Annotated in this window: 14 protein-coding genes; 10 read left to right on the top strand and 4 right to left on the bottom strand. The window is 71.4% G+C overall.

Translation table 11 applies throughout. From position 1 onward, the window contains the following. Positions 1–200 precede the first annotated feature (200 nt). The 7 genes from ABZS54_RS37000 (at position 201) to ABZS54_RS37030 (ending at position 8,706) form a co-directional block, all read left to right on the top strand. A complete protein-coding gene (locus tag ABZS54_RS37000) occupies positions 201–971 on the top strand; it encodes a sulfite exporter TauE/SafE family protein (RefSeq protein ID WP_355546312.1) in 771 nt (256 codons plus the stop codon). Between the two features lie 71 nt (positions 972–1,042). Beyond that, complete coding sequence (locus ABZS54_RS37005; RefSeq protein ID WP_355546288.1) at positions 1,043–1,231, top strand: DUF1272 domain-containing protein; 189 nt, start codon at positions 1,043–1,045, stop codon at positions 1,229–1,231. 178 nt (positions 1,232–1,409) lie between these two features. Next, positions 1,410–2,372: a cobalamin biosynthesis protein gene (locus tag ABZS54_RS37010; protein ID WP_355546290.1), complete on the top strand. Its 963-nt coding sequence runs from the start codon at positions 1,410–1,412 to the stop codon at positions 2,370–2,372. Between the two features lie 112 nt (positions 2,373–2,484). Continuing rightward, a complete protein-coding gene (locus ABZS54_RS37015) occupies positions 2,485–3,996 on the top strand; it encodes a cobyric acid synthase (protein ID WP_355546292.1) in 1,512 nt (503 codons plus the stop codon). A gap of 107 nt (positions 3,997–4,103) precedes the next feature. Then, positions 4,104–5,024, top strand: a complete 921-nt coding sequence (locus ABZS54_RS37020) for a metallophosphoesterase (protein WP_355546294.1) — start codon at positions 4,104–4,106, stop codon at positions 5,022–5,024. Positions 5,025–5,225: 201 nt separating this feature from the next. Then, the gene (locus ABZS54_RS37025; RefSeq protein WP_355546296.1) at positions 5,226–7,220 is read left to right on the top strand and encodes a hypothetical protein; all 1,995 of its coding nucleotides are present in this window, start codon (positions 5,226–5,228) and stop codon (positions 7,218–7,220) included. 1 nt (position 7,221) lies between these two features. Further along, on the top strand, positions 7,222–8,706 hold the full coding sequence (locus ABZS54_RS37030; RefSeq protein ID WP_355546298.1) for a hypothetical protein: 1,485 nt from the start codon (positions 7,222–7,224) through the stop codon (positions 8,704–8,706). A 123-nt stretch (positions 8,707–8,829) separates the two neighbouring features. Here ABZS54_RS37030 and ABZS54_RS37035 read toward each other — a convergent pair whose 3' ends face one another. Both ABZS54_RS37035 and ABZS54_RS37040 read right to left on the bottom strand, forming a co-directional pair. Next, positions 8,830–9,357 (bottom strand): HNH endonuclease, encoded by a 528-nt coding sequence (locus tag ABZS54_RS37035; protein ID WP_020556146.1) that lies wholly within the window; start codon positions 9,355–9,357, stop codon positions 8,830–8,832. A 252-nt stretch (positions 9,358–9,609) separates the two neighbouring features. Beyond that, positions 9,610–10,152, bottom strand: a complete 543-nt coding sequence (locus ABZS54_RS37040; protein ID WP_355546300.1) for a YbhB/YbcL family Raf kinase inhibitor-like protein — start codon at positions 10,150–10,152, stop codon at positions 9,610–9,612. Positions 10,153–10,287: 135 nt separating this feature from the next. On the opposite strand from ABZS54_RS37040, the gene ABZS54_RS37045 reads away from it, so the two are divergent. Next, positions 10,288–11,805, top strand: a complete 1,518-nt coding sequence (locus ABZS54_RS37045; RefSeq protein WP_355546302.1) for a hypothetical protein — start codon at positions 10,288–10,290, stop codon at positions 11,803–11,805. A 57-nt stretch (positions 11,806–11,862) separates the two neighbouring features. Here the strand turns inward: ABZS54_RS37045 and ABZS54_RS37050 are convergent, their stop codons facing one another. After that, positions 11,863–12,648, bottom strand: a complete 786-nt coding sequence (locus ABZS54_RS37050; protein WP_355546304.1) for a sporulation protein — start codon at positions 12,646–12,648, stop codon at positions 11,863–11,865. 71 nt (positions 12,649–12,719) lie between these two features. Between ABZS54_RS37050 and ABZS54_RS37055 the strand changes: the two genes are divergently transcribed. Together ABZS54_RS37055 and tyrS are read left to right on the top strand one after the other, a co-directional pair. Further along, a complete protein-coding gene (locus ABZS54_RS37055) occupies positions 12,720–13,406 on the top strand; it encodes a DNA-3-methyladenine glycosylase (RefSeq protein WP_355546306.1) in 687 nt (228 codons plus the stop codon). A gap of 126 nt (positions 13,407–13,532) precedes the next feature. Continuing rightward, entirely contained in the window at positions 13,533–14,810 is a 1,278-nt protein-coding gene (gene tyrS / locus ABZS54_RS37060; protein WP_355546308.1) for a tyrosine--tRNA ligase, read from the top strand. A 524-nt stretch (positions 14,811–15,334) separates the two neighbouring features. Here the strand turns inward: tyrS and ABZS54_RS37065 are convergent. Continuing rightward, on the bottom strand, positions 15,335–15,634 hold a 300-nt coding region (locus ABZS54_RS37065; RefSeq protein WP_355546310.1), incomplete at its 5' end, for a hypothetical protein.

Consider the following 15,634-nt stretch of genomic DNA (forward strand, 5'->3'; position numbering starts at 1 on the left):
GCCGAACCGCCGCGCCGCGGGGGTCCGCCGCTCGGTGACGTCGAGCCCCCGCACATCGAGCGGGGCCACCGCCCGTCGCGGTGAGGTCGAGCCCGCGGCCCGCATGACCACCGGCGTGCTGCGATGATCTCTGGCGTTGCGGCCACGGGGGACGGTGACGTCCTCCCGGCGCCAGGATCATCGTGGCGAAGCGGGTGGACATGGGCTGGTTGGAAGCTTTGGCGATCTTCGCCGCGGGCATCGCGGCCGGTGGGATCAACACGGTGGTCGGATCGGGCACGCTGATCACCTTCCCGGTGCTGCTCGCCTTCGGATATTCGCCGGTCACCGCCAACGTCTCGAACACGATCGGCCTGGTGCCGGGCTCGATCAGCGGCGCGATCGGCTACCGACGCGAACTGGTCGGCCAAAAACCACGGTTGATCCGCCTGGGACTGGCCTCGCTGCTCGGTGGCCTGACCGGCGCGATCCTGCTGCTGACGCTGCCCGACGACGCCTTCAAGGCGATCGTGCCGGTGCTGATCGTGCTCGCGCTGGTGCTCGTGGTGCTGCAACCGCGCCTGGCCAAGCGGCTCGCGGCCCGGCGCGCCGAGAACGGCTCGGCGGGCGAGGGGCCGCGGCACGGCGGCGCGCTGCTGTGGGTGGCCGTGTTCGCGACCGGAATCTACGGCGGATACTTCGGCGCCGCCCAGGGCGTGCTGTTGCTCGCGCTGTTCGGCGTGTTCATCGCGGAGAACCTGCAACGGATGAACGCGGTGAAGAACGTGCTCGCCGGGATCGTCAACGGCGTCGCGGCCATCGTGTTCATGCTCGTCGCCGACGTCGCGTGGTGGGTGGTCCTGTTGATCGCGTTCGGATCGGTGATCGGCGGCCAGATCGGCGCCAAGGTCGGCCGCCGACTGCCGCCCACGGTACTGCGCGCGGTGATCGTCGTGGTGGGCCTGATCGCTGTCGTGCGGCTGCTGCTCTGACGGCGGCTCCGGCCACCCTGACCTCCTCGCACGGCATCACCAAGCGACAGCACTACCGGGGAGGCGGCCGGATGGCCCTGGAGATGCGCGAACAGTGCGAACGCTGCGACGTGGCACTCGGTGCGAACGGCCCGGCCCGGATCTGCTCGTACGAGTGCGCCTTCTGCGAGCCGTGCAGCGCCGCCATGGACGACACGTGCCCCAATTGCGGCGGCGAACTCGTGCCGAGGCCGCGCCGCGCGGAACCGGCGGCCGGATAGCGTCGAGCGGCCCGTCGGCGCGGCCCTGCGGACCGGGGGGTCCACCGGCCCGGGTGGCCCCACCCCAACGCGATGACACCGTGGTTCGGACGGTCGTGGCGCAACGGGCCACGCGGGTACCCACGGCAAGCCCGAGCCGCCCGCGGCGGATCCGCGGCCTCGTGAAACGATGCCGGGCATGCCAGTCACGTCCCACGCCGTCGGCCTCGCCGCAGGTGTCCTCCTGGACGCCGCCTTCGGTGACCCCCGTCGAGGCCACCCCGTGGCCGGTTTCGGGAGCGTGGCCGGGCGGCTGGAACGGGCCCTGTACCGCGACGACCGCGCGCGCGGCGTCGCGTACACGGCGCTGTGCGTCGGCGGCACCGTCGGCCTCGGTCTCGGGCTACGCCGCGCGGCCGCCGGTCGCCCGCTCGCCGACGCCGTGGTCACCGCCGGATGCACGTGGGCCGTCCTCGGCGGCACCACCCTGCGCCGCGAGGCCCGGCTGATCGCAGCCCCGCTGGTGGCCGGCGACCTGCCCGCCGCCCGGGCCGCGTTGCCCCGCCTGGTCGGCCGCGACCCGGCCCGCCTGGAGGACAAGGGCATCGCCCGTGCCGTGGTCGAATCCGTCGCCGAGAACACCTCCGACGCCGTGGTCGCCCCGTTGTTCTGGGGCGCCGTCGCGGGCGTTCCGGGTCTGCTGGGCTACCGCGCGATCAACACCCTGGACGCGATGGTCGGCCACCACAGCGCGCGGTACGAGAACTTCGGCTGGGCCTCGGCCCGCCTGGACGACGCGGCCAACTGGCTGCCCGCCCGCCTCACCGGCCTGCTCACCGTCGCCGCCGCCCCCGTCGTCGGCGGCGACCCGCCCCGCGCGTGGGCCGTTCTGCGTCGGGATGGCGGCAGCCATCCCAGCCCGAACGCCGGCCGCTGCGAGGCATCCGCCGCCGGTGCCCTGGACGTGCGGCTGGGCGGCCGGAACGTCTATGCCGGCCGCACCGAGAACCGGCCCGCGCTCGGCGACGGCCCACCGCCGAGCCCCACCGACATCCACCGGGCGAACCGGCTCTCCGCGTCAGTCGGCCTGGCCTCGGCGGCACTGGCCGTCGCCGTCGTCGCCGCGCGCGCCGCGTGGCGCACCCGCCGGGCGCTTCGATGACCGGCGCGCTCCGCACCGCCGACCCGGACCCGCGGGTCGCCGCCCGTACGGCAGTTCGCCTCCGAGAGGCACTGCACCCCCGAAAGGCACTGCACCCCCGAAAGGCAACCCGATGAACGGCGCCCTCCTGGTGGCCGGCACCACCTCCGACGCGGGCAAGAGCGTCGTGGTCGCCGGACTGTGTCGACGGCTCGCCCGCGAGGGCGTCAAGGTCGCGCCGTTCAAGGCGCAGAACATGTCGCTCAACTCGATGGTCACCGCCGACGGCGCGGAGATCGGGCGCGCACAGGCGATGCAGGCCGCCGCCGCGCGGATCGAGCCGGAGGCGGTGATGAACCCGGTGCTGCTCAAGCCGGGCGGGCTGATGAGCAGTCAGGTCGTGCTGCTGGGCAAGCCGATCGCCGAGGTCGGCGCGCTGAACTACCGCGACCTGAAGCCGCGGCTGTTCGAGGTGGTGCTGGAGTCGCTGGCCGATCTGCGTTCGCGCTACGACGTGGTGGTGTGCGAGGGCGCGGGCAGTCCGACCGAGATCAACCTGCGCGACCGGGACATCACCAACATGGGCCTGGCCCGGGCCGCGAACCTGCCGGTGCTCGTGGTCGGCGACATCGATCGCGGCGGTGTCTTCGCATCCTTCTTCGGCACCCTCGCGTTGCTCTCACCCGAGGACCAGGCGCTCGTCTGCGGCTTCGTGATCAACAAGTTCCGCGGTGACGCGCGCCTGCTCGATCCGGCGTTGACCCGGATGCGCGAACTCACCGGGCGCCCGGTTCTGGGGGTGCTGCCGTTCCTGGGTGGCCTGTGGCTGGACGTGGAGGACTCGCTCGCGCTCGACGCCGACCGGGGCACGCCTGAGCCACCGCTCGGCGCGGACGTCCTGCGCGTCGCGGTGCTCCGGCTGCCGCGAATCAGCAACTTCACCGACATCGACGCGCTTTCCGTCGAAGCCGGCGTCGTAATCCGATTCGTGAGCACGCCCGGCGAGATCGCCGACGCCGACCTGGTGGTGTTGCCGGGCACCCGCGCCACCGTCGCCGACCTGGCCTGGCTGCGCGAGCGCGGCCTGGACACCGCGCTGGCCCGCCGCGCCGCCGAGGGCCGGCCCGTGCTCGGGATCTGCGGCGGCTACCAGATGCTCGGCCACGAGATCCACGACGACGTGGAGAGCCGGGAGGGCATCGTGCCGGGCCTGGGCCTGCTCCCGGTCCGGATACGCTTCGCCGCCGACAAGACCCTGGCCCGCCCGCGCGGCTTCGCCGAGGGCGAGTCGGTGGCCGGGTACGAGATCCATCACGGCATCGTCGACGTCGAGGCCGGCGAGCCGGTGTTCACCGCCGCCGACGGCACCGCGCTGGACGGTTGCCGGGTCGGCGCGGTGACCGGCACGCTGTGGCACGGCGCGCTGGAGAACGACGGTTTCCGCCGCGCGTTCCTGACCCGGACCGCCGAACTGGCCGGCCGGCGGTTCCTCGTCTCGCCCGACACCTCGTTCGAGGCGGCCCGGCAGAGCCGGCTGGACGCGCTGGGCGATCTGGTCGCCGACCACCTGGACAACGCGGCGGTGGACCGGCTCATCACCGCCGGCGCGCCCCCCGGCCTGCCGTTCGTGCCTCCCGGCGCGTAGACGAGCGATCGAGGGCACGCCCCAAGTCCTGGGGAAATGCCCCGGACGGACCGCCGCCCGATCACCGATGATGGATCTCGGGGGCGTGCGCGCACGCGGAGACCGGGGTGGAAGGGCGGGGGCTCACGATGCGGATCCTGCTGGCCGGAGACACACACGGCAACACCGGACACGTGCGGCGGCTGCTCGAAGCCGCCGCGGAGCTCGACATCGATCTGGTCTTCCAACTCGGCGACTTCGGCTACTGGGAGCACGAGTCGTCCGGCGTCCGCTACCTGGACGCGGTCAACCGCTCTGCCCGCGCGCGCGGTGTCGACGTGTACTTCCTGGACGGGAACCACGACAAGACCTCGCTGCTGATGGAGTCCTACGGCGACAACCGGGACGAGCACGGCTTTGCGATCGTGCGCCCTCGGGTTCGCTACGCACCGCGCGGGCACCGCTGGTCCTGGCGCGGCACGAACTTCCTCGCCTTCGGCGGCGCCCTCTCGCTGGACCGCGAGCAGCGGCTCGCCGAGGAGCGCCGGCGCCACGAGAAGGCGCTGCGCAAGGAGGGCTTCCGGCTCGGTGCGGGTCGCCCGCCCGCCGAGGTGCCCGACTTCGCGGGTGCCCTGTGGTTTCCCGAGGAGGAGGCCACGGACGCCGACGTGGACGCGGTTCTGGCCGACCCCTCGCCCGTCGACGTGCTGTTCACGCACGACAAACCACTGCGCACCACACCCGAGTTCAACCGCAAGGGCGACCCGCGCTGCTTGCCCAACCAGCGCCGCGTCCAGCGCCTCGTGGACGCCTACCGGCCCGCGCTGGCCGCCCACGGGCACCTGCACTTCCGCTACACCGAGGAACTCGCCCATCCGGACGGCTCGTCCACCCGCGTCGAAGGCCTGGCCGCCGACCCGATGGCCTCCTACGACGTGCCCGGCTACCGGGTGCCCGACTCGTGGCACGTGCTCGACCTCGCCGACCCGACTCCGATCCCGACCGCGGGCCCCGACGCCGACGCCGTCGAGGCGGGCACCGGTTCCTGACCCATTCGAGGCCGACCGGGCGGACTGCGTAAGGGCCGAGACAAACGGTTGATCGATCGCGGCTACGGCATGTGACCGTTCGTGGGCCCCCCTTGCCGAGGGTGTCCGGGGGCGTGGATAACCTCGGCGAACACATGATCGGATCGCCGATCCGGGGCCGGGGGCGGAATCATCGGACCGGCGGTCCAGGGGAGGACTGGCATGTCCGACATGCCCACTGCCGCCGACGGCGCACATCCGCCGCGCGGCGCATCGACCAGTGGACCCACCGAGTCCGAGAACGAGCACGAACGACCGTCCGGGAAGCGGGACATGGGGACGGCCGAGGACTCGCCCGAGTACGTGGATCCGCAGCCCGTTCGGCGCACCGGGCCCGGGCCCGGCGCTGCGTCCACGCCCGCGGAGCCCACGCCCGGGTCCGGGTCCGGGTCCGGGCCCGCCGAGCATGGGACGACCGAGGTCCGCCCGGACGCGATATCCGGCGGCGACGGCATCGCCACGACGCCCGACGCAGCAAAACCCGTCGCGCCCACCGAGCCCGTCTCCACCGCGACGACGACACCCGCCGAAACCCCGGAAGCAGCCTGGCCGCCCGCCGCATCCGCCGCACCCTCGGTACCCGGCGCACCCGCAGCGCCGCAAGCGCCCGACGCGGCCACGGCCCCTCACGCACCCGACGCACCCCGGGCAGCCGCAGCACCCGCAGCCTCCGCGACGCCCGCGAAGCCCACCACACCCCCGCCGTCGCCGATTCCCGAAACGCCCGAATTCCCCACCCGGGTCGGCTTCTACGGACCACTCCCCTTCATCCCACCGCCCGACCAGCAGCGCCGCAACACCCGTCGGCACCTGCTCGCCGCGGCCGGCGGCGTGGTCGCAGTCCTCGCGCTGCTCGCGTCCCTCGCCGTCGGCGGCGTCTTCGACACACCGTCCTCCCCGGCCGCCGTGCCGATCGCGGAGCGCAATGGCGCCGGAACCACCGCGAAGGCCGAGGAAAAGGCCCCGGTCACCCGGATCGCGACGTCCGACGTGGCCTTCCTGACCGACAACCGCACCCAGGCCCTCAAGGCCGGCAACGCCGACGCGTTCGTCGCCGGCATCGACCCGACCGCCACCGAACTGGTGGCCGCACAGCGCCGGGTGTTCGCCAACCTGCGGCTGTTCCCGTTCACGAGCGTCGAGTTCCGGCCACCGGCGGCGTACATCGACTCGGGCACCGACGCCGGACCGCTCTCCCGCGACGTGAGCGTCGTCTTCGCCCACCAGGTGACCGGCGTGGACAGCGAGCCGATCGCCGAGCGCTACATCTGGACCGTCTACCGCGCCTCGGTCGGCGCCCCGCTGGTGATCACCAAGATCGTCGGCGCCTCGACCAGCGGCGGCGGCAACGCCTACCCCGCGCCCTGGGACGAGGACGAACTCGCGCTGATCGAACGCCCGCACGTACTGCTCGCCGTTCCCGTCAAGAACAAGGCCAAGGCCGCGACCTGGGCCGATCGCGCGGAGAGCGCGCTGAAGAAGAACCTGGCGGTGTGGAAGGGCCCGGCCATCACGCCACAGCGCTATGTCGTCTATGTCACGCCCGACCACGACACCTTCATCCACGCGCTGTCCGGCAACGACCTGCCCAACGTCACCGGCGTGTGCCGCACGATGCCGCCGGCCCGCCCGATCAGCCGTGACCAGCCGATGGCCGGCAGCCGGATTACCCTGGACGGCTCGGAAACCATGTTCACCAAGGGCGACGGCGAACAGCAGACGCACCTGATGCGACACGAGCTCGGCCACGCGATGGTCGCCGAGTTCGAGCGCGGTGGCGACGGGCCGCCGCTGTGGGTCTCCGAGGGCTTCGCCGAGTACCTCGCCTGGACCGACCTCTCGCTCGCCGAGTGGTTCCAGCCGGACGCCCGCAATCAGGTCCGGGCGGGCAAGTTCAGCGGCAAGCTGCCCAGCGACACCGAGGTCAACTCGCCCGACGCCAAGACCTCGACCGTCGGCTACCACTACAGCATGCTCGCCATCCGCTACATCGCGGAGAAGTACGGCGCGGCCAAGGCCGACACGTTCGTGGTCGCGGTCTACAAGGACTCCGCCCCGGCAGCCCTGGACGCCGCGCTCAAGGAGGCGACCGGCCTGGACCGGGACACCTTCGAGAGCAACTGGGCCAAGTACGTCAGAACCAAGGTGGGCAACTGACGTGCACGCGTACGACCCGTACGGCCTGTGGCCGGATGCCGTCGAACCACGGCGCTCGCGACCGTGGGCGATCTGCGTTGCACTGCTCGGCGGCCTGCTCTCGCTCTCCTTCGTGCTCGGCGCGCTGTCGGCCGGCGGCCGGCTCGCCGGACTCGACACCGCCGAACGACTGCTGGGCCACGACCGGTCCGCGTCGGGCCCGTCCGCCGACCGCTCCGCGCCCGGCACGCCCGAACCGGGGGCACCGGCCGAGGACGCGACCGCGTACTCGAACCGGATCAGCGCCCGCGTGTACGCCCGGGTGTCGGCTCTCGTCACGACCCGGTCGGCGGCCTTCGAGCGCGGTGACGAAGCCGCCTTCCTGGCCCACGTCGACCGGCAGGACACGGCCCTGCTCGACGGCCAGCGCCGGTTGTTCGCCAACCTGCGGAAGGTTCCGTTCGACACCGCTCATTGGCGGCCGCTCGGCGCGGGCACGACGCTCACCGCCGACGGCTCCAGCGCGGAGCAGGTCGGCACCGCCGCCGCATGGCCGGTGACGGTGAGCCTGAAGGTCGCCTTCGAGCACGCCATCACCGGCGTCGACCTGGGCCCCGTCCCGGAGACGTACGTCTGGAAGGCCCGCTGCGCCGGCCCCGACGACCCGTGCACCCTCGTGGGTGTGGACGGCGCCACCGACGACGACACCAAGTCGGGCTTCGCCGGCTATCCCGCCGCGTGGGATCTGTGGGACCTGCGCGTCGAACGGCGCCCGCACGTACTGCTGATGGGCCCCGGACAGGACGCGGCCGCGCTGCGCCGGAACGCGGACCTGGCCGAGCGGGCGGCCGTCTACACACTCGGTGCCTGGAAGGGCGGTTCCGGTACCTCGCCCGGCTTCGCGCTCGTGCTGACCTCGTCGCGGGCGGCCTTCGGCAAGCTGTACAGCAGTGACGACGTGCAGGAGTGGGCGGCGGGCTACGCGCTGGCCATGCCTGGGACCAACCGGCCCATCGGGGGCGTGCGCATGGTGGTGGATGAGGACCAACTGGCCGGCGATTCGGCCTTCGCGCCGATCCTGCTCCGGCACGAGATGACGCACGCCCTGGTCGCCCCACTGGCCCGACCCGGCCGTGGCGCCGAACTGCCGACCTGGCTGGCCGAAGGGTTCGCCGACTGGCAGGCGGAGGCCGACCGGCCGCTCGCGCCCGCGGTCAGCCGCAACATCCGCGCGCTGATCGACCGGGGAAGGTTCACCGGAGAGCTGCCCGCCGAGGGCGATTTCGAGACCAGCGACGAGGACCGGGTCGAGAACGCCTACAACCTGGCCCACCTGATGCTGCGTTACCTGGCCAAGACCTTCGGCGCGGAGCGGGTGTGCGCGTTCTACACGGACAGCGTCACCGGCCGATACGGCTCCTCGGACGAGGCACTGACCGCGACCTTCGGCGTCGCACCGGACCGACTCCGCAGCGATTGGGCGTCCTGGGTCCGCAGGACCGTCTGATCCGAGGACCACACGACTCGCGCCCACGGACCCGAAAGACATGAAAGCCACCAAAGACCCGAAAGCCGCCGGGGGATTCGCATCCCCCGGCGGCTTCGTCGGATCGTCACCCGTGTACCGGCGTCAGGCGCCCATCGCGAGCACCGGCGGCCGGACCGGCTCGGCGAGCCACTGCGCGCCCTCGACGTCCGCCACACCGAACGCGAGCACCAGCGCCCGGGTCGCGGACGGCTCGTACGGCTGGAACAACAACCGCATCCCGGCCTCGGCCGGAGTCCGGGCCGCCTTGCGCTGGTTGTCGCTCCCGCACGCGGCGACGGTATTCAGCCACGAGTCCGCGCCACCACGCGAACGCGGCAGCACGTGATCCACCGTGGTCGCCCGCCCACCGCAGTACGCGCAGCGCCGGTTGTCCCGGAGCAGCACCCCCCGACGCGACCACGAGGCCTGTTGTCGGAACGGCACCCGGACGAACTTGAGCAACCGGATCACCCGCGGCAACGGGAACTCGGCAGTCGCGGCCCGCACCACCCGGCCGGGATCCACGTGCTCGACGACCGCCTTCTCCTGCAGTACCAACACGAGCGCGCGCTTGAACGACACCGTCGCCAGCGGCTGATACGTCGCGTTCAGCACCAACGTCTCCCGCATGCGACCTCCCCTCACCTGGTCGACGAGGGGACGAGCGAGCACACCCGGACGCGCACCGAACCGGCCGGGCGCGACCACGCGCTCAGCTTTGGGGCGGTGCTGCGACGCTCATGCGCACCCTTCGACTCGACGAACCGTCAGTACGGACAACTCGACCACTGTGCCTTTTGGACGATCACCGGGACAACGCAATTACCGGACGGGAATCCGAACCGGCCGGCCGATTGTGATCAGCACGCGCGCGGCGCACGATCACTGCGCGTACGTGTTCACCAGGACCGCCCGCGCGAGGGTGTGCGAGAACAGGTTGAAGCCCACGAACGCCGGCGTCGCGCTCTCGTCCACGCCGAGCTTGTCCACGTCCAGCGCGTGCACCGTGAAGACGTAGCGGTGCGGGTAGTGCCCGGGCGGCGGCGCGGCGCCGACGTAGCCCGGCCCGCCGGTGTCGTTGCGCACGTGGAAGGCGCCCGAGGGCAGCGCCTTGCCGTCACTCGCGCCCGCGCCGCTCGCCAACTCGGTGACGTCCGCCGGGATGTCCACCACGACCCAGTGCCAGAAGCCGCTGTGGGTGGGCGCGTCCGGGTCGAAGCAGGTCACCACGAAGCTCTTGCTGCCGGCCGGGAACCCGGACCAGGACAGCTGCGGCGACACATCCTCGCCGCCCGCCCCCATCACGCCGCTGACCTGCGCGGTCGGCAGGGTCTGACCATCCGTCAGATCCTGGCTGGTGACCGCGAAGGACGGCCGCTCCGGCAGGTAGTCGTAAGGCATCGAAGGCTTGTTGGGCTCGGTCACGCGAGGCTCCGATCGTGCGCGGCGGCACCCGGCCGCCTGCCGGGCGCCTCGTCCGAACGAGCCTATTCTCACCATTGGCCAAACCGGCGAAGATCGCATAGGTATCCTCGCGCCAACAAGGGGGAGGCATCCGGCGTGACCCAGCCGACGCACGACACCGGCGATGCCGCCGACGACGCCTCGTCCGGTATATCCGCCGAGCCCGTCGACCGAGCCGACATCATCGAAGGGGCGATACCCGAGGCCGCACCGGCCCGGCCGCGATCCGTCGCGCGCCGACTCGCCGCGCCGCTGATCGCCCTGCTGCTCGCCCTCGCCGCGCTGATCGTCTTCGGCGTCACCCTCAGCGGCCCGGGCAGCGCGAAGCCGCGCGGCACCGACGGCGCGATCGGCGGACCCCGCCCGGGCACCGCGACTCCGGTGGCCCCCGCCCACGGCCCGGCGATCGCCACCGCCGACATCCAGACCCTGGCCGACCGCCGCAGCAAGGCCCTGATCGGCCGGGACGAGCAGGCCTTCACCGCGGACCTCGACCCGGACATCCCCGACCTGGTCACCGACCAACTGCGGCTGTTCGCCAACCTCGGCCGGGTGTCCTTCGACCAAGTCGGCTACCGCGTCGAGACGGTGCAGACCATGCCCGCCACCGACGAGCGGATCACCGCCTACGTGGACGTCTCCTTCGACCACCGGATCTCCACCGCCGACACCGCGACCGTCGGCGAGGGCTACCGCTGGACCGTGGTCCGAGCCGGCCCCGGTGCCCCGCTGCTCATCTCCGCCGTCGACGGAACCCCCTACGACGGAGCCGGCTACGCGTACGCCCGCGACTACCCCGCCCCTTGGGACCACGCCGATCTCACCGTGGTCCGCCGCGACCACGTGGTCGTCCTCGCCGACCCGACCACTTCCGCCGGCGCCGACCGACTCGCCGACGACGCCGAGGAGGCCGCGCGCGCCGACATCGACACCTGGACCGACGGCGGACCGCCCGGCACCGCTCCCGGCTTCGTGATCGTCCCGGTCGCCGACCGCGACACCTTCTACCGGCTGTACGGCGGGCGAACCGGCGAACACGGCGAGGAATCCGGCCTCACCTACGCGCTACGCACCATCGACCCGGCCGGCAAGGGGCGCTTCGGCGGCTCACGGATCGTCCTGGACACCACCTCGGGCTGGTTCACCTCGCCCAACCCGCGCCGGCTCGGCGAACTGCTGCGCCACGAGATGGCCCACGCGCTGGTCACCCCGCTGCGCAACGAGGTGCCCAACCAGGATCAACCCGTGTGGGTCGTCGAGGGCTTCGCCGACTGGCTCGCGCTGCGCGGCCGAACCCTGCTCGGCACCGACGAGCTGTACGAGGCCAGGACCTACCTCGCCGCGAATCGCTTCACCGGCAAACTGCCCACGGACAACGAGCTGTACCAGGCCGACACGGTCGGCAACGCCGCCGCCTACGAACTCGCCCACCTGGCGATCCGCCGGATCGAGGAGATCGGCGGCACGCAGGCCGTCTACGGCTTCGTCACCGCCGTCTACGCCGACCCCGCCCCGGTCGCCGTGGACACGGCGATCGGCAAGGCGACCCACCTGCCCCGCGCGAGGTTCGAGGCGGACTGGGCGGCCCGGGTCCACGCCCTCCTGGACGCATGACGCACCGGGCCGCCATCCCTCGCCGGACAACCGCCCCCGGCGAGGTGCGTACACGCTCTAGAACCAGCCGCGGCGCTGCCCGAGTTCCTGGAACCAGCCGTGCAGATAGGCGTTCCAGTCGGTCTGCTGCGCCGTACCGTGATCCACGGTGAACCGCCGGATCGCGTCGCTCCCGCCGGAGAGCGCGCCACCCTTCTTGTCGATCTCCAGGATCACCTCGGTCGCGTGCTCGGCCGACACGAAGGTCAACTCGACCTCGTTGATGCCGCGCGCATACGCCTGCGGCGGGGCGAACTCGATCTCCTGGTAGAACGGCAGCCGCTGGTCGACCCCGCGGATGTGCCCCTGCTCCAGGTCGGCGGCCTTGAAGTGGAAGCCCAGATTCCCGAACGCGTCGAGGATCAACGCCTGCGCCGGAAACGCGCCCACCGAGATCGGGTCGAGGTCGCCCTTGTCGATCGCCCGATCGATGGCCAGCTCGGTCCGCACCCCGATCGTGGTCCCGCGCAGCTGCACCCCGCGGAACGTGGTCAGCGGCGTCTCCCACGGCACCGGCAGCCGGAACTGCAGATCGTGCGTCACGCCCTCGCGCAGCGCGAACTCGCCGCCCACCTGATGCCGACCGAACTCCACGTTCCGCCGCTGCTCGCCGTCCTGGGTCTCCACCTCGACGACGGCCTGAAACCCGACGAACAAGCCCTCGATCCGCTGATCGACCTTGCCGCCCTGGACCCGGATTCGTCCCTCGACCACGCCGCCCGGCGTGGTTTCGGCACCGTGCAGCTCGGTCTCCACCGACGCGCTACCCGCACCCATACTCGCCATCAACTTCTTGAAAACCACATGTCCTCCCCGATGATCGTCACGGCGGCCCATTCCATCACGCATGCCCGTCCGCTCTAAGCTGACTCGTCATGCGTGCCTCCACCACCGGTCCCGTCGACCCCGCCGATCCGCTGCCGCGCTCGTTCTTCGACCGCCCGGTCCTGGCCGTCGCCGCCGATCTCCTCGGCCGAATCGTGGTGCACGAGACCGAGGCAGGCCCGGTCGAACTGCGGCTGACCGAGGTCGAGGCCTACGACGGCGCCAACGACCCCGGCTCGCATGCCTTCCGCGGCAGGACCGCCCGCAACGCGACGATGTTCGGCCCACCCGGACACCTGTACGTCTACTTCACGTACGGCATGTATTACTGCGCCAACCTGGTCTGCGGCCCGCCCGGCCGGGCCTCCGGGGTGTTGCTGCGCGGCGGCGAGATCACCGCCGGTACCGCGCTGGCCCGCGCCCGACGCCCCACCACCCGCAAGGACACCGACCTCGCGAGCGGCCCCGCCCGCCTGGCCATGGCGATGGGCCTGGACCGCACCCGGGACGGCACCGACGTCTGCGACCCCACCGGCCCGGTCCGCGTCCTGTACGGCACACCACCCGCCCGCACCGCCATCCACACCGGCCCACGCACCGGCGTCGGCGGCGGCGGAGCCACCCAGCCGTGGCGCTTCCACATCGCCGCCGACCCGACGGTCAGCCCGTACCGGGCCCACCAGCCCCGCAAGCGCACCCCCAAGCCGGCCGCCGACACCGGCAGCCAAAGCGGTTAGCGCACAGGGCGGCCCGTCGGGCACCCTGTAACCGCTGTACCGGCCGTATGCGCGGCACCGCCTGTATGCGGGCCGTGTCCGCCGAATCCGCTGTATCCGCCGTATCGACCGAGGAGACCAGGCACTGTGACGGACATCGTCGACGAGTTGCGGTGGCGGGGCCTGCTGGCCCAGACCACCGACGAGGACGCGCTCAAGAAGGCGTTCGCGGACGGTCCCGTCACGGCGTATTGCGGGTTCGACCCGACTGCGGCCAGCCTGCACGTCGGCCACCTCACCCAGGTACTGACCCTACGCCGGCTGCAACTCTTCGGCCATCGGCCGATCGCCCTGGTCGGCGGCGCCACCGGTCTCATCGGTGACCCCAAGCCCTCGGCCGAGCGCGCGATGAACGAGGTCGCCACCGTCGAGACCTGGACCGACCGGATCCGGGGCCAGCTCTCCGCGTTCCTCGACTTCGACGGCGCCGAGCCGAACACCGCCGTGATGGCGAACAACCACGACTGGATCTCGCAGCTGAGCATCGTCGAGTACCTGCGCGACGTGGGCAAGCACTTCAGCGTCAACCAGATGCTCGCGCGCGAGACGGTGAAGTCCCGGCTCGCCGGCGAGGGCATGAGCTACACCGAGTTCAGCTACGTGCTGCTCCAGTCCTACGACTTCGTCGAGCTCTACCGGCGACACGGCTGCACGCTCCAGATCGGCGGCAGCGACCAGTGGGGCAACATCACCGCCGGCCTCGACCTGATCCGCCGGATCACCGGCAACGAGCCGCACGGCCAGGCACACGCGCTGACCACCAACCTGCTCACCAAGGCCGACGGCAGCAAGTTCGGCAAGACCGAGGGCGGCACGGTCTGGCTCGACCCCGAGCTGACCACGCCGTACGCCTTCTACCAGTTCTGGCTGGGCGCGGACGACCGTGACGTGTCGCGCTACCTGCGCACCTTCAGCTTCCGCTCGCGCGAGGAGATCGAGACCCTCGAACGAGACAGCGAGGAGCGCCCCGCCGCCCGCATCGGGCAGCGCGCCCTCGCCGAGGAACTGACCACGCTGGTGCACGGCGCCGACCAGTGCACAGCGGTGGTCGAGGCCAGCAAGGCCCTGTTCGGCCAGGGCGACCTGACCGCCCTCGACGAGGCGACGCTCCGCTCGGCGGTCGCGGAACTCCCGGGCGCACAGCTGACCGAGACCCCGACGGTGGTCGACGCCCTGGTGGCCACCGGCCTCGCGCCGAGCAAGGGCGGCGCCCGACGCACCATCAAGGAGGGCGGCGCGTACCTCAACAACGCCAAGGTGACCGACGAGGACGCGGTGATCACCGCGGCCGACTTGCTGCACGGCCGCTGGGCCCTGCTGCGCCGCGGCAAGCGCAACCTCGCCGCAGCGGAGATCACCGCCTGACGCACGGCAGTTGATGGACCGTCAGCCACACCATCGGATCACTCGTCGAGCCGGTTCCCGACCCGTTCCACTGGGTATAGGGGACCGGCTTGACCTGTCCAGGAGGGTGGTCTAAACTCGTACGAGTCGTAGCTTCGGGAGATCCGGACAGGCGCGCCCTCAACACCGGCGCGATGGCCGATCCCACCGCGACTCACACCCCAACGATCCATCCGGAAACGGACGGCCTTCGGCCGCTCCGTACCAGTGGTGTCTCCGGGGCGGGTGTGACCCAGTGGAAACAGTGATCACAGCCCCTGTGAAGCGCGCGGAATTTGATCATCCAAATTCCGGGAGTTTTATTTGTGCTGCCATTGATTACTGGGAATCGCATTCCTGGAATGAGATTCGGCTTTATCGCGGAAACCTGCTAAGGTGGAGGCATCGAGTAGCCGGAGAGATCCGGGGCACGACGCGCGGCTCGCAGGCCGCCGGCACCGCAAGATTGATCGAGCGGGGTCGGTGGAGGCGGGAAAACGGGTCTGCTAAGCTCGGCGGGCCGGAAGCGGAAGAAACGAGAGTTTCGAATGCGGAAAGCACGAAGCAAAGGACGAAAAGCGGGTCGCAGGATCTGCTAGAGTCCGGAAGGCGGAAAGCGCGGAAACGCGGTGAAAGCCGAAAGCGAGGAAAGCGAAGCCGCCGAAACGGTGTGCTAAGCTGGAGACGCGAAAGCGAAACAAAAGAAACACAGAAACACAATGAAACACCTTGAACGTTAAACGCCCGGAGGGCGCGGTTGACTCCGCACCAAAGGAAGCGTCCGTTCCTTGAGAACTCAACAGCGT

Source organism: Embleya sp. NPDC005575 (genome assembly GCF_040605455.1).
GTDB lineage: Bacteria > Actinomycetota > Actinomycetes > Streptomycetales > Streptomycetaceae > Embleya.